The organism is Testudinibacter sp. P27/CKL/0425 (assembly GCF_052931395.1).
The window spans coordinates 2,354,165-2,368,589 of record NZ_CM128801.1 but is presented as its reverse complement, the minus strand read 5'-3'; the positions used below and the strand labels follow the sequence as shown (position 1 = coordinate 2,368,589).

15 protein-coding genes and 1 pseudogene are annotated in these 14,425 nt (G+C 48.4%); 8 read left to right on the top strand and 8 right to left on the bottom strand.

Annotated features, from left to right (window positions below; genetic code table 11):
• Window positions 1–6: 6 nt before the first annotated feature.
• Complete coding sequence (locus ACUHGC_RS11690; RefSeq protein WP_446833459.1) at window positions 7–756, top strand: OmpA family protein; 750 nt, start codon at window positions 7–9, stop codon at window positions 754–756.
• A 69-nt stretch (window positions 757–825) separates the two neighbouring features.
• Here ACUHGC_RS11690 and ACUHGC_RS11685 read toward each other — a convergent pair whose 3' ends face one another.
• The 6 genes from ACUHGC_RS11685 to ACUHGC_RS11660 all read right to left on the bottom strand — a co-directional run bounded on the left by ACUHGC_RS11685 (window position 826) and on the right by ACUHGC_RS11660 (window position 4,363).
• Entirely contained in the window at window positions 826–1,599 is a 774-nt protein-coding gene (locus ACUHGC_RS11685; protein ID WP_446833458.1) for a class I SAM-dependent methyltransferase, read from the bottom strand.
• Window positions 1,599–2,693, bottom strand: coding sequence for a tRNA (uridine(54)-C5)-methyltransferase TrmA (gene trmA, locus ACUHGC_RS11680; RefSeq protein ID WP_446834904.1), 1,095 nt, complete (start codon window positions 2,691–2,693; stop codon window positions 1,599–1,601). Before trmA ends, ACUHGC_RS11685 begins: the two co-directional genes overlap by 1 nt.
• A gap of 36 nt (window positions 2,694–2,729) precedes the next feature.
• On the bottom strand, window positions 2,730–2,858 hold the full coding sequence (locus ACUHGC_RS11675) for a hypothetical protein (RefSeq protein ID WP_446833457.1): 129 nt from the start codon (window positions 2,856–2,858) through the stop codon (window positions 2,730–2,732).
• On the bottom strand, window positions 2,833–3,165 hold the full coding sequence (locus tag ACUHGC_RS11670; protein ID WP_446833456.1) for a DUF413 domain-containing protein: 333 nt from the start codon (window positions 3,163–3,165) through the stop codon (window positions 2,833–2,835). The genes ACUHGC_RS11675 and ACUHGC_RS11670 overlap by 26 nt, the downstream gene beginning before the upstream one ends.
• Before the next feature lie 274 nt (window positions 3,166–3,439).
• Window positions 3,440–4,066: a thiol:disulfide interchange protein DsbA gene (gene dsbA / locus ACUHGC_RS11665; RefSeq protein WP_446833455.1), complete on the bottom strand. Its 627-nt coding sequence runs from the start codon at window positions 4,064–4,066 to the stop codon at window positions 3,440–3,442.
• Between the two features lie 30 nt (window positions 4,067–4,096).
• Window positions 4,097–4,363: a YihD family protein gene (locus ACUHGC_RS11660; RefSeq protein ID WP_446833454.1), complete on the bottom strand. Its 267-nt coding sequence runs from the start codon at window positions 4,361–4,363 to the stop codon at window positions 4,097–4,099.
• 75 nt (window positions 4,364–4,438) lie between these two features.
• Here ACUHGC_RS11660 and mobA point away from each other — a divergent pair, with 75 nt between their 5' ends.
• From mobA to ACUHGC_RS11645, 3 genes are all read left to right on the top strand, one after another.
• Entirely contained in the window at window positions 4,439–5,590 is a 1,152-nt protein-coding gene (gene mobA / locus ACUHGC_RS11655; protein ID WP_446833453.1) for a molybdenum cofactor guanylyltransferase MobA, read from the top strand.
• A complete protein-coding gene (locus ACUHGC_RS11650; RefSeq protein ID WP_446833452.1) occupies window positions 5,583–6,965 on the top strand; it encodes a DHA2 family efflux MFS transporter permease subunit in 1,383 nt (460 codons plus the stop codon). Before mobA ends, ACUHGC_RS11650 begins: the two co-directional genes overlap by 8 nt.
• A 129-nt stretch (window positions 6,966–7,094) precedes the next feature.
• Window positions 7,095–8,693: an ABC transporter substrate-binding protein gene (locus ACUHGC_RS11645; protein ID WP_446833451.1), complete on the top strand. Its 1,599-nt coding sequence runs from the start codon at window positions 7,095–7,097 to the stop codon at window positions 8,691–8,693.
• A 66-nt stretch (window positions 8,694–8,759) separates the two neighbouring features.
• On the opposite strand, the pseudogene ACUHGC_RS11640 reads toward ACUHGC_RS11645, so the two are convergent.
• A pseudogene (locus ACUHGC_RS11640) lies at window positions 8,760–8,924 on the bottom strand (ISAs1 family transposase); the annotation flags it as partial.
• Between the two features lie 543 nt (window positions 8,925–9,467).
• Between ACUHGC_RS11640 and ACUHGC_RS11635 the strand changes: the two are divergent.
• Window positions 9,468–10,526, top strand: coding sequence for a M20 family metallopeptidase (locus ACUHGC_RS11635; RefSeq protein ID WP_446833450.1), 1,059 nt, complete (start codon window positions 9,468–9,470; stop codon window positions 10,524–10,526).
• A 3-nt stretch (window positions 10,527–10,529) separates the two neighbouring features.
• Window positions 10,530–11,903, top strand: coding sequence for a C4-dicarboxylate transporter DcuC (gene dcuC / locus ACUHGC_RS11630; RefSeq protein ID WP_446833449.1), 1,374 nt, complete (start codon window positions 10,530–10,532; stop codon window positions 11,901–11,903).
• Window positions 11,904–11,942: 39 nt separating this feature from the next.
• On the opposite strand, the gene gmhB is transcribed toward dcuC, so the two are convergent.
• Window positions 11,943–12,500 carry a D-glycero-beta-D-manno-heptose 1,7-bisphosphate 7-phosphatase gene (gene gmhB / locus ACUHGC_RS11625; protein WP_446833448.1) on the bottom strand — a complete coding sequence of 186 codons (558 nt, stop codon included), beginning with the start codon at window positions 12,498–12,500 and terminating at the stop codon, window positions 11,943–11,945.
• A gap of 211 nt (window positions 12,501–12,711) precedes the next feature.
• On the opposite strand from gmhB, the gene metN reads away from it, so the two are divergent.
• Window positions 12,712–13,746 (top strand): methionine ABC transporter ATP-binding protein MetN, encoded by a 1,035-nt coding sequence (metN, locus tag ACUHGC_RS11620; protein ID WP_446833447.1) that lies wholly within the window; start codon window positions 12,712–12,714, stop codon window positions 13,744–13,746.
• Complete coding sequence (locus ACUHGC_RS11615; protein WP_446833446.1) at window positions 13,739–14,404, top strand: methionine ABC transporter permease; 666 nt, start codon at window positions 13,739–13,741, stop codon at window positions 14,402–14,404. Before metN ends, ACUHGC_RS11615 begins: the two co-directional genes overlap by 8 nt.
• The last annotated feature ends 21 nt before the right edge of the window (window positions 14,405–14,425 follow it).

Sequence of the window (14,425 nt, the reverse complement as noted above, 5' to 3'; positions counted from 1 at the left end):
ATCAATATGAAAAAATTTAAATTATCAGCATTATTATTACCGTTGGTTGTTGCAGCAACCCTGACCGGCTGTCGTTTAAGCGATGTTAAAGCCGACGGCACCACCGATGAACCGATTTTCCCGAAAATCGAAGACGCTGGCGTAAATTATAGCGGCTCACAATACGGCATTTGGCCAAATTGGGACAATGTGCGCCAAATCGAAGCGGGCATGAACAAAGATCAGCTGTATTATTTAATCGGTCGTCCGCATCATTTAGAAGGATTGTTCGCGGTACGCGAATGGGATTATGTGTTCAACTATCGTCAAAATGGTGTGCATAAAATCTGTCAATTCAAAGTGTTGTTCGACACCGATATGAACGCACAATCGTTCTTCTGGAAACCGGCAGGCTGTAATAACCAGTTTGAGTTGTCAGGCGATTTTTTGTTTGATTTTGATGCGGCAGGGTTGACGACGAAAGGTAAAAATGTGCTTGACGGTGTGATCAGTGGTTTGAAATCGCAACAGGTGAATGCGGTTGAGATCGCCGGTTATACCGATCGTTTGGGATCAGACCGCTATAATTTGGCACTGTCGCAACGTCGTGCCGAAGCGGTAAAAGCGTATTTCGTTCAACAAGGTTTTGCGCCAAGTGCGGTTAGTGCAGTCGGCTATGGAAAAGCGGATCAAGTTGTAGCGTGCGAAGCGGAGCAGGGGCAGGCATTGCGTGACTGTTTGAAACCCAACCGCCGTGTGGTCATCTCGGCTAAATAACGCCGGTTAAACTTTATTCCAACCGCACTTGGCTGTTCAACGGCAAGTGCGGTTTTTTTGTTTTCGCATTTATTGAGAATCAATTGCTGAATTTGGCGCCAGCCCCATATACACATCAAAACGGTGATTTTTGGTGGTTTGGCTGAAGTGCGGTTTCTGCTCGGCGAGAAATGGCGCGTAGTCGGGGCGTTTCACCACCACGCGTTTTTTTGCCAATTGCAATGCCGGCTGAAGCAATAGATCAGCATCAAGATCAGCACCGACTAAATGCTGAAAAATCCGCATCTCTTTTTTCACTAATGCACTTTTTTGTTTATGCGGATACATCGGATCGAGATAGACCACATCGGCGCAGTCGTTGGGCGGATCAAGTGCGGTCAGGCTGTGGCAAGGCAGCAGTTGCAGCCGTTGTTGCAGCCAGTCCCCAATCTCAGGATCTTGATAACCGCGTTGCAAGCCGTCTTGCAACAGCGCAAATACCACCGGCTGGCGTTCGATTAACCGCACTTGGCAGCCGATCGCCGCCAACACGAATGCATCGCGCGCTAAACCGGCGGTGGCGTCAATCACCGTTGGCAGATAAGCTTGTTTGATACCGACCGCTTTTGCCACCGCCTCGCCGCGTCCGCCGCCAAATTTGCGCCGATGCGCCATCGCACCGCCGACAAAATCCACCGCTACCGCGCCTAATTTCGGTTCGTCAAGTTTGCGCAATTCTAACCGCACTTCGGTTTGCACTAGGGCTAAAATCGCATCGGGATCGTGCTGCAAGCCGAGAGTTTGGCAAGTGCGGTCAAACGCTGTTTGCTTGGCTGCCGCTTCGCATACCAGCTGAATGCTCATCAACGTTTCACTAACCAAACACCACTTTCCATGTGATCGGTGTAAGGGAATTGATCAAACAACGCTGCCCGTTCAATTCGGTGGGTTTGGCACAAGCTGTTTAAGTTATCGCACAAGGTATGCGGATTGCAGGAGATATATAAAATCCGCTCGTATTGTTGCACCATGTTCACGGTGTCCTGATCCAAACCGGCACGCGGCGGATCAACCAGCACGGTTTTGCATTGATAATCGCTTAAATCAATCCCCTGAAGGCGGTTAAATTGGCGTACGCCTTGAATGGCTTGGGTGAACTCTTCTGCCGACATTCGGATAATTTGCAGGTTATCACAGCCGTTTGCCGCAATGTTGAACTGTGCCGCTGCCACCGACGGTTTGGCGATTTCGGTCGCCAGCACTTTGCGGAAATTCTGCGCCAATGCCACCGAAAAATTGCCGTTGCCGCAATACAGCTCCAACAAATCGTCGTCACTGTTTTCGGTGCAAGACAGTGCCCATTCGATCATCTTGACATTGATACCGGCATTCGGCTGAGTGAAGCTGTTTTCCACTTGGCGATAGGTGTAGGCTTTGCCGTTAATGCTCAGCACTTCGTCCGCATACTCTTGCTCAAGGCTGATTTTCTGCTTGCTGGCACGCCCGATCAGTTGCAAGTCAAAACCCTGCTGTTGCAGCTGTTGGCGCAATGCCTGCGCCTGTTGCTGCCACTGGTCGTCCAACTTTTTATGGTACAGCAGGCTGACGATAATTTTTCCGCTTTCGGTGCTGAGATAATCAATCTGGAACAGTTTATGGCGCAGAATCGGCTGTTGTTGCAACAGCGGCAAAATGGCACTCATCATGCGGTTGATTAAGCGGCTTGCCACCGGAAATTGATCGACCCGATAACGTTGCTTGGTCTGCGGATCAAACATGATGTGATAGATCTCGCCTTGATCGTGCCAAATGCGAAATTCCGCACGCATACGGTAATGTTGTTCGGCAGAGGCGAACACCTCGATCTCAGGGGCGGAAAACGGTGCAAGCAGCTGTTGTAGTGCGTGGTGTTTGTCGGCTAACAGTTGAGCATAATCGGCAGTCGGCAGGGATTGCATAGCGTTTGGCATAATCAGGGAAATTCGTTGTTAAAATCAGAATGTCGGCAAGTGTACCACTTTTTGCCGTTCGGCAGAAGAAAAGTGCGGTTTGTAAGGCAGGCGCACATCGCGTGCGCCAACGGAATTATGCGGCTGTTTAGTCGTTGTTGCTGTAATCGTCAACGCTATCGCCGGCAGCCAGTCCGGACAAGGTGTAAACGCGTTTAACGCTGGCAATGCGCGAACGGTATTTGCACCAGGTTTTTTCAAAGAAAGTTTCCGGCTCGCGCTCTTTGCGGCAAACGGCAACGAATTGTTTTTCTTCGTCAGTGGCTGGCGCACGGTTGCCCAGATCCAATTCAATAAACGCTTGTCCGTGTTTTTCTAAAGTGTCGGATTCGCGAATGGTATAATCGCCGTGGCGGGAAAAGCCGCGCGGGTAGTTTTTGTCATCAAAAAAGCGGCGGGTTACGCTAAAACTTTCAGCCATAATGGTTCCTCTATAATACGAAAGATAAGTCGGCAAGCATTAAACCAACTCATAAAAATAAGTCAACTTTTTTTTGTATTATGGCGGAAATTTCTGCCGGTGGCTTTTGTGGTGAGGCAAGTTTGGCGGAAAATCGCCCGTGCCTCCCTCTGTCCTTCGGACATCTCCCTCCGCCAGCGGAGGGAGAGAAAATTGTGTTTATCATCAATTACAAGCAATAAAATTTGCTTCGCCCTCTCCGTTTACGGAGGGGGCTGCCGAAGGCTGGGGGAGGTTACTTGTTCAACAAATACAAAACCGTATTGGTGTAATTCTCAACAAATTGTTCCACGCTGGCGGAATCGCTGAAACCGCTCATGTTGATTTGCTTGTTGCCGTTGACGAAAAATGCCGGCACGCCGCGCACTTGATATTGCTCAAGGGCTTTCACCTGCTTGTTCACCAAGCCGTTCACCGCAAAGCTGTTGATACCGTTGTCGAACTGTTCGGCGCTGATGCCTTTGGCTAAAAAGATTTCGCGAATATCGGACATACTGTTGATTTTATTGGCTTGTGCCGCTTCGAACAGCGCGTTTTCAACTAAATCGGTGTTGTTGGTCGCCATTGCGAATGCCCACGCGCGGGTTAAATCTTCTGAAGCGCGGCCTAAGAAGTTAACGTGGTATTTCACGAATTGAGTGCCTTCTGGCATTTTGTCTTGAATCGCTTGCGGGATTTTATATTCCATTTGGAAATTGGCACAATGCGGGCAGTAGAATGAGAAAAATTCAATCACTTCTTTATCGACCGTAGCCGGTTGTGCAACGGTGATAAAGTGTTTGCTTTCCTGTGGTGCAAAGTCAGCGGCTTGCGCTGCGTTAACGCTGAACAGAGTTGCCAAAATCAAAAGTAGTTTTTTCATACATATCCTTATTTGAAAAAGTAAATTCAGTTATTTGAGAATGCCGCGCGCTTTTAAAAGTGCGGTTTTGAAATCGTCTTCATAATCTTTTTTAATGCCCGGAATCGGCTCGTGTTTGTCCGTGCCGCGCATTTTCAGATGATAAATGATAACTTCGTCGCTCAGTTCGGCAATCGGTTTGTCGAACCCAGCTTCGACAGCGATTTTTTGTAAAAATTCCATTAAACTGAGATCCGGATCTTGCGACCAGTGCGGCTGAATCAGTTCCAGCACTTCGTTAAGGCGATGACATTTCATAGTTTGTCCTATAGGTTTCATTTTTGATTTGTGCAATGATAGCACCGAACAACGGAATTGCAAAAGAGAGATTGTATGAATAAACAACAGCTGACGGCGGTGATTTTATGCGGCGGATTGTCGCGACGAATGCAAGGCGCGGATAAAGGATTGCAACTGTTGCAGCACAAGCCGTTGGTTGTTCATGTGCAGGCACGTTTGCAGCCGCAGGTGCAACAGATTTTGATTAATGCCAACCGTCACCAACAACACTATGCCAAGTGCGGTTTGCTGCAGTTTAGCGATGAGTTGGACGGCTTTCTCGGACCGTTAAGCGGCATGTTAAGCGGGCTAAAACACAGCCAAACGGAATGGGTGCTGTTCGTGCCTTGTGATGCGCCGTTTCTGCCGTTGGATTTGGCGCCGCGTTTGTTAAGTGCAGTGCAGCAAGCGGCGCTGGATTTGGCGTATGTCAGCGATGGCGAGCGTGAGCACCCGACGTTTGTGTTGATGAACAAAAGGCTGATCGCCAATTTACAGCAATATCTGCTCGACGGCGGGCGCAAGGTGCGTGATTTTATGCGGGCGCAACGCCATGTGGTGGTCGATTTCAGCGATCAGCCGCAGGCGTTTGCCAATTTTAATTATTTGTCGCAACTGGACGAAATCAATCGTAGCACCACAAGTGCGGTCAGCCCGATTCCGATGCTCGGCATCAGCGGCTATAGCGGCAGCGGCAAAACCACGCTGTTGGAAAAACTGTTACCGCAATTGCAGCAAAAAGGGTTGCGAGTGGCGGTGATCAAACACACTCATCACGATCTCCACACCGACAAAACGGGAAAAGACAGCTGGCGCATGACTCAAGCGGGCGCGTCGCAAGTGGCGGTGGCGTGCGATCAGCGTTGGGCATTGATGACCGAAACGCCAAACACAACTGAAACGGCGCAAAGTGCGGTTTCACTCGGTTATTTGGCGCAGCAACTCGATCCGGCGTTGAGCGATTTAGTGCTGGTGGAAGGCTTTAAACACGAGCCGTTGCCGAAAATTTTATTGCACCGCCAAACCTTAAGCAAACCATTGCCGGAAGTGGATCATTATGTGTTGGCGCTGGCGACCGATTACGCATTGCCAAACGCGATTGCGCCGTCGATACGGCGCTTAGATTTAAACGCCGTGCCGCAGATTGCCGAGTTTATCGCACAGTGGCTGGCAGCCGAAAATCAACAACGGACAGGATATGAGTAAAAGTTATCAAGGTCTGGCGTGGGTGGCATCGACCGCACTTTTTATGCAAACGTTGGACGCGACCATTCTAAACACTGCGCTGCCGGCGATTGCCGCCGATCTGCATGAAGCACCGCTGGAAATGCAGCTGGCGGTGATTAGTTATGCGTTAACAGTGGCGCTGCTGATCCCGCTCAGCGGCTGGTTGGCGGATCGCTTCGGCACGCTGACGGTGTTCCGTTCGGCAATCGTGCTGTTTATTGTCGGCTCGATTTTTTGTTCGTTGGCGGTGAGTTTGGACACCTTGATTTTGGCGCGAATTGTACAGGGCGCGGGCGGCGCGTTGATGATGCCGACCGCACGTTTGGCGATTATAAAAAGTGTGCCGCGCCACGAGATTATTTCCGCTTTAAATATGATGGTGATGGCGGGGCTGATCGGCCCGATTGTCGGCCCGATTCTCGGCGGCTGGCTGGTGACTTATGCCAGCTGGCACTGGATTTTTTTGATTAATATTCCGATTGGGGTGCTGGGCTTTTTCCTGTGCGGCCTGTTTATGCTGAATATGACCGGCAGCGTGTTCCGTTTCGACTGGCTCGGTTTTTTACTGTTCGGCGGCGCGTTGGTCGGCATCACCCTCGGCATGGATATGATCGGCAACCGCACGTTTAACGTCGGCTCGGCGATCATCGTGCTGGTGGCGGGCTTGGCGCTGTTCACCCTGTATTTTTATTATGCGCGCAAGGTGAGCAATCCGTTAATCGGCTTTTCACTGTTTCAATACCGCACTTTCAATATCGGCACCCAGGTGAATCTGGTGTTGCGGATTTGCGGTTCGGGCGCGCCGTTTTTATTGCCGCTGATGTTGCAAGTCGCCTACGGTTATCCGGCGGACATTGCCGGTTGGCTATTGGCGCCGATTGCGATTAGCTCAATTTTTTGCAAACCGTTCCTGCGCCCGCTGTTGATCCGCTTCAGTTATAAAAAGGTGTTGCTTGCGGCCACTTTCTTGCTGTGCAGCAGCTTGATTTTGTTCGGTTTAATGCAAAAAAGTTGGTCGGTTTGGTGGCTTTTGCCGCCGCTAGTATTGTACGGCGCGGCAATGTCCACGCTGTTTACCGCCACCAACACCCTGACGATCAGCGAATTTTCCAAAGAGAGCAACAGTGAAGGCAGCACGCTGCTGAGTGTGACCCAACAAGTCGGTTTGGGCTTGGGGATCGCGTTCGCGGCGGTGGTGTTGAACATTTATTTGGAAATGCTGGATCAAAGTGCGGTTGCGCAGGCGTTCAGTTACACTTTCTTCACCGTAGCGGCAATCGGGGTTTTGCAACTTTGGTTAATCCTTAAACTCGACGCCCATGACGGCGAAAACATGAGTCGCCACAATCAATAATCTGGCTGGCTATTTTTTAGATGATTTGGTTATAATCAAGATGATTTTGATCTTTTGAAATACGCCGGACAACGGTATTGTAGCAGCCACATCAAACTCGATACTTTACTTTATTCTTCGGGAGATTCTATGAAATTACGCAGCAAACTTTCGCTGACCGCACTTTTAGTCGGTCTCAGCACAGTGGCACAAGCCGCTGACAAAGACACCTTTATCAATTGCACCAGTCGCTCGCCGACCGGCTTTAGCCCTGCATTGGTGATGGACGGCTTGTCGTATAACGCCAGTTCACAGCAGGTTTATAACCGTTTGGTCGAATTTGAACGCGGCACCACTAATTTAGAGCCGGGCTTGGCGGAAAGCTGGGATATCAGCGACGACGGGCTGGAATATACTTTTCATCTGCGTAAAGGCGTGAAATTCCATTCAAACAAACAATTCACGCCGAGCCGTGATTTCAATGCCGATGATGTGATTTTCTCGTTCCAACGCCAGTTGGATCCGAACCACCCGTATCACGGCGTTTCAAACGGCACTTATCCGTATTTTAATTCAATGAACTTCTCGAAACTGTTGAAAGCGGTGGAAAAAGTTGATGATTACACGGTGAAAATCACCTTGAACTATTCGGATTCGCCGTTCTTGTCGAGCCTTGGCATGGACTTTATTTCGATCTATTCGAAAGAATACGCCGATAAAATGCTGGCGGAAGGCAAGCCGGAAACCATCGACACCACCCCAATCGGCACCGGTCCGTTTGTGTTTGCCGGTTATCAGATTGACCAAGCGGTGCGTTTCTTAGCCAATAAAGATTATTGGAAAGGCGAAGCGCCAATTAAGCGTTTGATTTTCAGCATCACCCCTGATGCCACCGCACGTTACGCCAAATTGCAAACCGGCGCGTGTGACATGATGGATTTCCCGAATAGTGCTGATCTGGAAAGAATGCACAGTGATAAGAAAATTCAGTTGATGTCGCAGGAAGGGTTAAATGTCGCCTATATTGCGTTCAACACCGAAAAAGCGCCGTTTGACAATGTGAAAGTGCGTCAAGCGTTGAACATGGCGGCGGATAAAGACACGATTATCAAAGTGGTTTACCAAGGTGCGGGCGTACCGGCGGTGAATCCGTTGCCGCCGACCATTTGGGGCTACAACACCGAAGTGAAAGATTATCCGTATGATTTGGAAAAAGCCAAACAGCTGTTGGCAGAAGCCGGTTATCCGAACGGTTTTGAAACCCAGCTTTGGGTGCAGCCGGTGGTGCGTAACTCAAACCCGAACCCACGCCGTTTAGCGGAAATTCTGCAAAGCGACTGGGCGAAAATCGGTGTGAAAGCGGAATTGGTCAGCTACGAATGGGGCGATTATATTAAGCGCACCCGTGAGGGCTTATTGGCCGCCGGGATTTACGGTTGGTCAGGCGATAACGGTGATCCGGACAACTTCTTCACGCCATTATTAGGCTGCGACAGCGTCGGGCACAGTAACTATGCTCGTTGGTGTAATACGGAGTTTAACGATCTGTTGAAGCAAGCATCGGCATTGTCTGATAAAGCTCAACGCACCGCGTTATATGAGAAAGCACAGGTGATTGCAAAAGAGCAAGCTCCGTGGATCAGTGTGGCACATTCGATCACGGTAACGCCATTAAGCCTGCGTGTCCGTGATTATAAGCAAAGCCCATTCGGTTATAGCGCGTTTTATGGTGTGAAATTAGCGGATTAGTCAATCTGTTAATGGCATAAGACTATTTCAATCGCTATCAGGGCAAGCGCGCACTTTGCTTATTAATTAATCACCAGCCCCAAGTATTAAGGCAGACCGGTATTCATCTGACCAGCCTGCCATCTTCAATTTACCCCGCATGCTCCTTTTATCAGGGGGTAGGCGGGATAAATTTAAGGCAAAGCGACGTAAGACGGCCATGTTCTCCGTACCGGCATCTGACCTGCTGATATAAAATGCAGTTTCAACTTGTTGCTTACCGCCCTTTTTCTCTTCCCGAGTCCGATTGACACACAATACCGATTTAATCTCCGGCTAATCCGCCGAACCTCCGCGTCTGAATGTAGTAGTCAACTACACCAATAACAAACCGGCAGCCGGCAAAATAGCAATCGGCAGCATAAAGGCTTTACCGATTTTCTGTAGTGTTTTAAACATGGATTTCTCCTCAACCCCTATCCAATAAAAAGATCAACCCATTGGGTTTATCCCAGACCGCTGACAGATAATGTTAGCTTTTAGTTAGCGAAAATTTAATTATATTCCTGTATTCAATGGTAAATCATTAAAGGTTGCTAAAGAGCTATTTGTGAGTCTCTTTATATGAACTTCATTCCCTTATCATCTGCATCACAAATTAAAATATTTATAATATTAAATATTTCCCTGTCATTGACATAACTAGCCTTACTCTTTACGGTCATTATGGTTTTCTTTTTATGAGGTGCTATTTATGTAAGTTTTATTCTGTCTATATCCGAGAAGGAGGTTTCCATGTCTATCGTTAATCAAAATACCTTTATTGACGATCTAAAGCATTTGGTTAATCTGGAGTCGTATAGTTATGATCCGGCGGTAGGTTCGGCGCTGGTGTGTATGAATCGAAAAGCTGAACATTTTGACGTATTGCTTTCCGGCCACATGGATACGGTATTCAAAACAGGCACTACACAGGAGCGACCATTTAGTGAGGATGGCGAAAGAGCATACGGACCGGGGGTCTGTGATATGAAGCAAGGGCTTATCCAAGCCTATCATATCTGTAAAGTGTTGACGGATAATGATGAAATTGGTGATCGTACCATTTGTGTTATTTTCAACCCTGACGAAGAAATCAGTTCTATTTATTCCCGCCCATTACTCGAAAAATTTGCCGCAAAAGCCCGTTATGCCATTGTTTTAGAAGCTGCCAGAGCAAATGGGAGTTTAGTGAATGAACGGCGTGGTGTTGCGCGATATGTTATTGAATTTCATGGAAAGGAAGCGCACGCGGCGGTGAATCCTGAAGCGGGAGCGAATGCGATTAATGCTTGTATTGGAATTTGCCAAAAATTGCTGGCGCAAGTGGCGCCGGAGAAAGGCACGGCGCTCAATATTGGAACCATTGAAGGAGGCACCACGCCGAACACCATTCCGGCATACGTTAAAATTCAAGTGGATTGCCGTTTTACAATTCCGAAAGAGGCAGAAAGGCTCGATTCATTTATTCGGGCGTTGCATGATTCCGTGACGGAAGAAGGCGTGAGAGTTAATGTTAAAGGATGCGTTACTCGACCGCCGTGGGCTAAAACTAAAGAGAGCTTGGCATTTTGTCAGGCTGTTGATGAGATTAAGCAAAAATTGGGCATCGATGCGGAGTGGGTTTCAACCGGTGGGGCTTCGGACGGAAATTTCTTTGCCGCGTTAGGTGTGCCGACCATTGATGGAATGGGGCTTGTCGGCGGGAAATACCACAGTCCGGATGAGTACTTGGAACTGGACTCCATTATCCCACGCACAACGCTGTTATATGAAACAGTTAAATTCTGTTTATCACATAATGAGGAGACCTAGATTATGTTTGGTTTAATTATTGCTCTCATTGTTACGGTTGGTGTCGGGTACCTTATTGTCAAAAAATATAAGGCGCAAGTGGTCTTGATGTGCGGCGGGATTATTTTGATGTGTTTCGCTGTTTTGTTTGGCTTGGGGGAAATCTTGCCTGCCGATAAATCAACCGGCTGGGTAGGCTTTGATATATTTGAATTTATCAAAACTGTATTTAGCTCTAGAGCGGCGGATCTGGGTTTAATGATCATGGCTGTTGGCGGTTTTGCACGTTATATGGATCATATTGGTGCGAGTAAAACCCTCGTGAACTATTCCATCAAGCCGTTGCAAAGCATTAAAACCCCTTATTTGATGCTGGGATTTGCTTATATTATTGGGCAATTGTTGAACATTTTCATTCCAAGTGCTTCAGGTTTGGGGCTATTGCTGATGATTACGCTATTCCCAATTTTGGTCAGTCTTGGGGTAAGCCGCGAAGGGGCAACGGCGGTGATTGGAACGACCGCTTGTCTTGATTTAGGACCTGCTTCAGGGAATGCCGTGTTAGCGTCAAAAACCGCCGGAGTTGATATTGCGGTCTATTTTGTCAGTTATCAGGTGCCGCTTGCGGTGACCACGATGTTAGTGATTGCAACGGCGCATATTCTTGTTCAGCGTTGGTTTGATCGGCGCCAGCAAGCTACAGATTTAGAAGCACAAACAGTGGAGTCTGCCACAGATCTTACCGCCGATGATGCACCACCGTTAGTGTATATTCTGTTGCCATTGTTACCGCTCTTTTTAATTTTGACGTTCAGCAAGCTGGTCTTTGCCGGAATAAAAATGAATGTGGTGACTGCCATGCTGATCAGCTTATTTACCGCGATGGTTTTTGAGCTAATCAGAAAACGGGATATGAAAACCGTATTTGTGAATATTCAGGTGTTCTTCGATGGCATGGGGAAACAATTTGCCATCGTGATCACGTTGATTGTTGCCGGGGAAACGTTTGCTAAAGGTCTGACTGCCGTCGGGGCGATTGATACCATTATTTCAGGCGCGCAAGATTCCGGTTTCGGGGTGTTTACAATGACTGCCGTGATGGTGGGAATTATCGCTCTTTCTGCTGTTGTGATGGGATCAGGCAATGCGCCATTTTTCGCATTTGCCGCCTTGGCACCTAAGGTTGCCTCTTCCATTGGCGTGCCATCGGTACTGATGTTATTGCCAATGCAATTGGTCGCCGGGATCGCGCGAAGTGTGTCGCCGATTACTGCGGTGATCGTTGCGGTATCCGGTGTGGCAAACGTATCGCCGTTTGATGTGATTAAACGAACTGCGATCCCAATGGCGCTGGCGTTATTAACCGTGTTATTCGGTACTTTTGTGCTATATCATTAAGTAACATATTTACATCAAGTGCCGTAATTCAGGGAAGGATTACGGCGCTACCGCACTTTTCACATACCCCGGCAGATCCGCCACTGAATCCAACACCGCATCCGCCAATATCTCCCCCTCAGCGGTGACAGGTTTACCCGTGCGCACGAGAATGGTATGTGCCACACTCGCTGCTTTACCGGCCATCACGTCTTCCAGTTTATCACCGATCATAAAAGAGCGGTTGAGATCGATGTTCAGTTCTGCTGCCGCTTGCAGTAGCATGCCGGGTTGCGGCTTGCGACAATCGCATTGTTGGCGATATTCCCCGATGCCGTCCGGCAAATGCGGGCAATAATAGATGCCGTCAAAATCCACCCCGCGATCGGCAAGCGACCAGTCGAACCATTCGGTCAGTTGCAGAAATTGTTTTTCGCTGAAATAGGCTCTGGCGATGCCCGATTGGTTGGTGACCAGCACCAATAAATAGCCCATGCGTTTTAGCTCCAGCAGTGCTTCGATGCTGCCGTCAATAAATTCAAATTGATCGATTTGATGCACATAGCCGTGATCGACATTCAGCGTGCCGTCGCGATCTAAGAAAATGGCTTTATTCACACTAACCTCGTTAATACCGATATTAATGGCGGAATTATAGCGAAAATTTGCCGCTATTGGGGGATTACCGCACTTTTATTGTATAAAACGGCATAAAAAGCCTAGCTTATAACCCGTTGCTATAAAAAACGGCTAACTAGCGGTTGACATGGCAATCTGGACGTCTAAAATAGCGAAATGATTTTAATAATCCTAATAATAAAGGGCTTACATGATTAAGCTAAAAAATATCAATAAAATTTTTGAGGCGAACGGTAAAAAGCTGACCGCACTTGATAATGTCAATTTAGAGATTCCGAAAGGGCAGATTTGCGGTGTAATCGGTGCGTCAGGGGCGGGCAAAAGCACCCTGATCCGTTGTGCCAATTTGCTGGAGCAGCCAAGCAGCGGGCAAGTGTTTGTGGACGGCGAAGAGCTGACTGCGATGAACAGCGCTCAATTGGTCAACGCCCGTCGTCATATCGGCATGATTTTTCAGCATTTTAATTTGTTGAGCAATCGCACGGTGTTCGGCAATGTTGCCTTGCCGTTGGAATTGAACGGCAGCAACAAAGCGGCGATAGCCAAGCGGGTTGATGAGCTGCTGGAACTGGTTGGATTAAGCGATAAGAAAAATGTTTATCCGAGCAATTTGTCCGGCGGGCAAAAACAGCGGGTGGCGATTGCCCGTGCATTAGCCTCCGAGCCGAAAGTATTGCTGTGCGATGAAGCAACCAGTGCGCTTGATCCGGCAACCACGCAATCAATTTTAAGCTTGTTGCAAGAGATTAACCAAAAATTGGGCTTAACCATTTTGTTGATCACCCACGAAATGGAAGTGGTGAAACAGATTTGTCATCAAGTGGTGGTGATCGATAAAGGGCAGTTGGTGGAATCCGGCAGCGTGAGCGAAGTGTTCTCCAATCCGAAAACCGAACTGGCGAAAAGCTTTATTCAATCTACCTTTCGGATTAACTTGCCGAAACAGTATATGGATCAGTTGTCGCCGTCGCCGAAAGGGGCAAATTCCTATCCGATTATCAAATTCGAGTTCACCGGTCGTTCGGTGGACGCGCCGCTATTGTCGCAAACCTCGAAAAAATACGGTGTGGATCTCAGCATTCTGGTGTCGCAGATTGACTATATCGGCGGCGTGAAATTCGGTTTCACCATTGCCGAAGTGGAAGGGCCGGAAGATGCGATTACCGAAGCGAAAATTTATCTCATGGAACACAATGTCCGCGTGGAGGTGTTAGGTTATGTTTGATCGCTTAACGCCACAAGTGTGGCAAATGATTCTGAATGCGACCGGCGAAACGCTGTATATGGTGTTTGCGTCCGGTCTTTTAGCGGCACTGTTTGCGATTCCGCTTGGGGTGTTGCTGTTTATCACCCGTCCGGGCGAAATTAAGCAGAATCCGAAACTGTACCGCACTTTAAGTATGGCAGTGAATATCGGGCGGGCGATTCCGTTTGTGATTTTGCTGTTTTGGATTATTCCGTTTACCCGCGCGTTGGTGGGGGAATCAATTGGCACCACGGCGGCAATTGTACCGTTAACGGTGGCGGCGATTCCGTTTGTGGCGCGTTTAGTTGAGGGCGCATTGCTGGAAATTCCGGCAGGGCTGACCGAAGCGGCACGCGCAATGGGCGCCACCAATTTACAGATTATTGTTAAATTTTTATTGCCGGAAGCGTTACCGGCGTTGATCAACGGCTTGACCATTACTTTGGTTACGCTGGTCAACTATTCGGCAATGGCAGGGATTGTCGGCGGCGGCGGTTTGGGCGATGTGGCGATTCGCTACGGCTATCAAACCAACGTGCCGGAAATTTTGACTACCGTGGTCATCATTTTGGTGGCAATGGTACAACTCATTCAATTTATAGGGGATTCTCTGGTCCGCTATGTTGATCACCGTTAATTTATCCATTTATAAGGACAA

Excerpts from the sequence above, each read along its gene's own strand:
- ACUHGC_RS11690 (WP_446833459.1), top strand. The coding sequence starts at position 7 with ATGAAAAAATTTAAATTATCAGCATTATTATTACCGTTGGTTGTTGCA.
- ACUHGC_RS11685 (WP_446833458.1), bottom strand. The coding sequence starts at position 1,599 with ATGAGCATTCAGCTGGTATGCGAAGCGGCAGCCAAGCAAACAGCGTTT.
- trmA (WP_446834904.1), bottom strand. The coding sequence starts at position 2,693 with ATGCAATCCCTGCCGACTGCCGATTATGCTCAACTGTTAGCCGACAAA.
- ACUHGC_RS11670 (WP_446833456.1), bottom strand. The coding sequence starts at position 3,165 with ATGGCTGAAAGTTTTAGCGTAACCCGCCGCTTTTTTGATGACAAAAAC.
- dsbA (WP_446833455.1), bottom strand. The coding sequence starts at position 4,066 with ATGAAAAAACTACTTTTGATTTTGGCAACTCTGTTCAGCGTTAACGCA.
- ACUHGC_RS11660 (WP_446833454.1), bottom strand. The coding sequence starts at position 4,363 with ATGAAATGTCATCGCCTTAACGAAGTGCTGGAACTGATTCAGCCGCAC.
- mobA (WP_446833453.1), top strand. The coding sequence starts at position 4,439 with ATGAATAAACAACAGCTGACGGCGGTGATTTTATGCGGCGGATTGTCG.
- ACUHGC_RS11650 (WP_446833452.1), top strand. The coding sequence starts at position 5,583 with ATGAGTAAAAGTTATCAAGGTCTGGCGTGGGTGGCATCGACCGCACTT.
- ACUHGC_RS11645 (WP_446833451.1), top strand. The coding sequence starts at position 7,095 with ATGAAATTACGCAGCAAACTTTCGCTGACCGCACTTTTAGTCGGTCTC.
- ACUHGC_RS11635 (WP_446833450.1), top strand. The coding sequence starts at position 9,468 with ATGTCTATCGTTAATCAAAATACCTTTATTGACGATCTAAAGCATTTG.
- dcuC (WP_446833449.1), top strand. The coding sequence starts at position 10,530 with ATGTTTGGTTTAATTATTGCTCTCATTGTTACGGTTGGTGTCGGGTAC.
- metN (WP_446833447.1), top strand. The coding sequence starts at position 12,712 with ATGATTAAGCTAAAAAATATCAATAAAATTTTTGAGGCGAACGGTAAA.
- ACUHGC_RS11615 (WP_446833446.1), top strand. The coding sequence starts at position 13,739 with ATGTTTGATCGCTTAACGCCACAAGTGTGGCAAATGATTCTGAATGCG.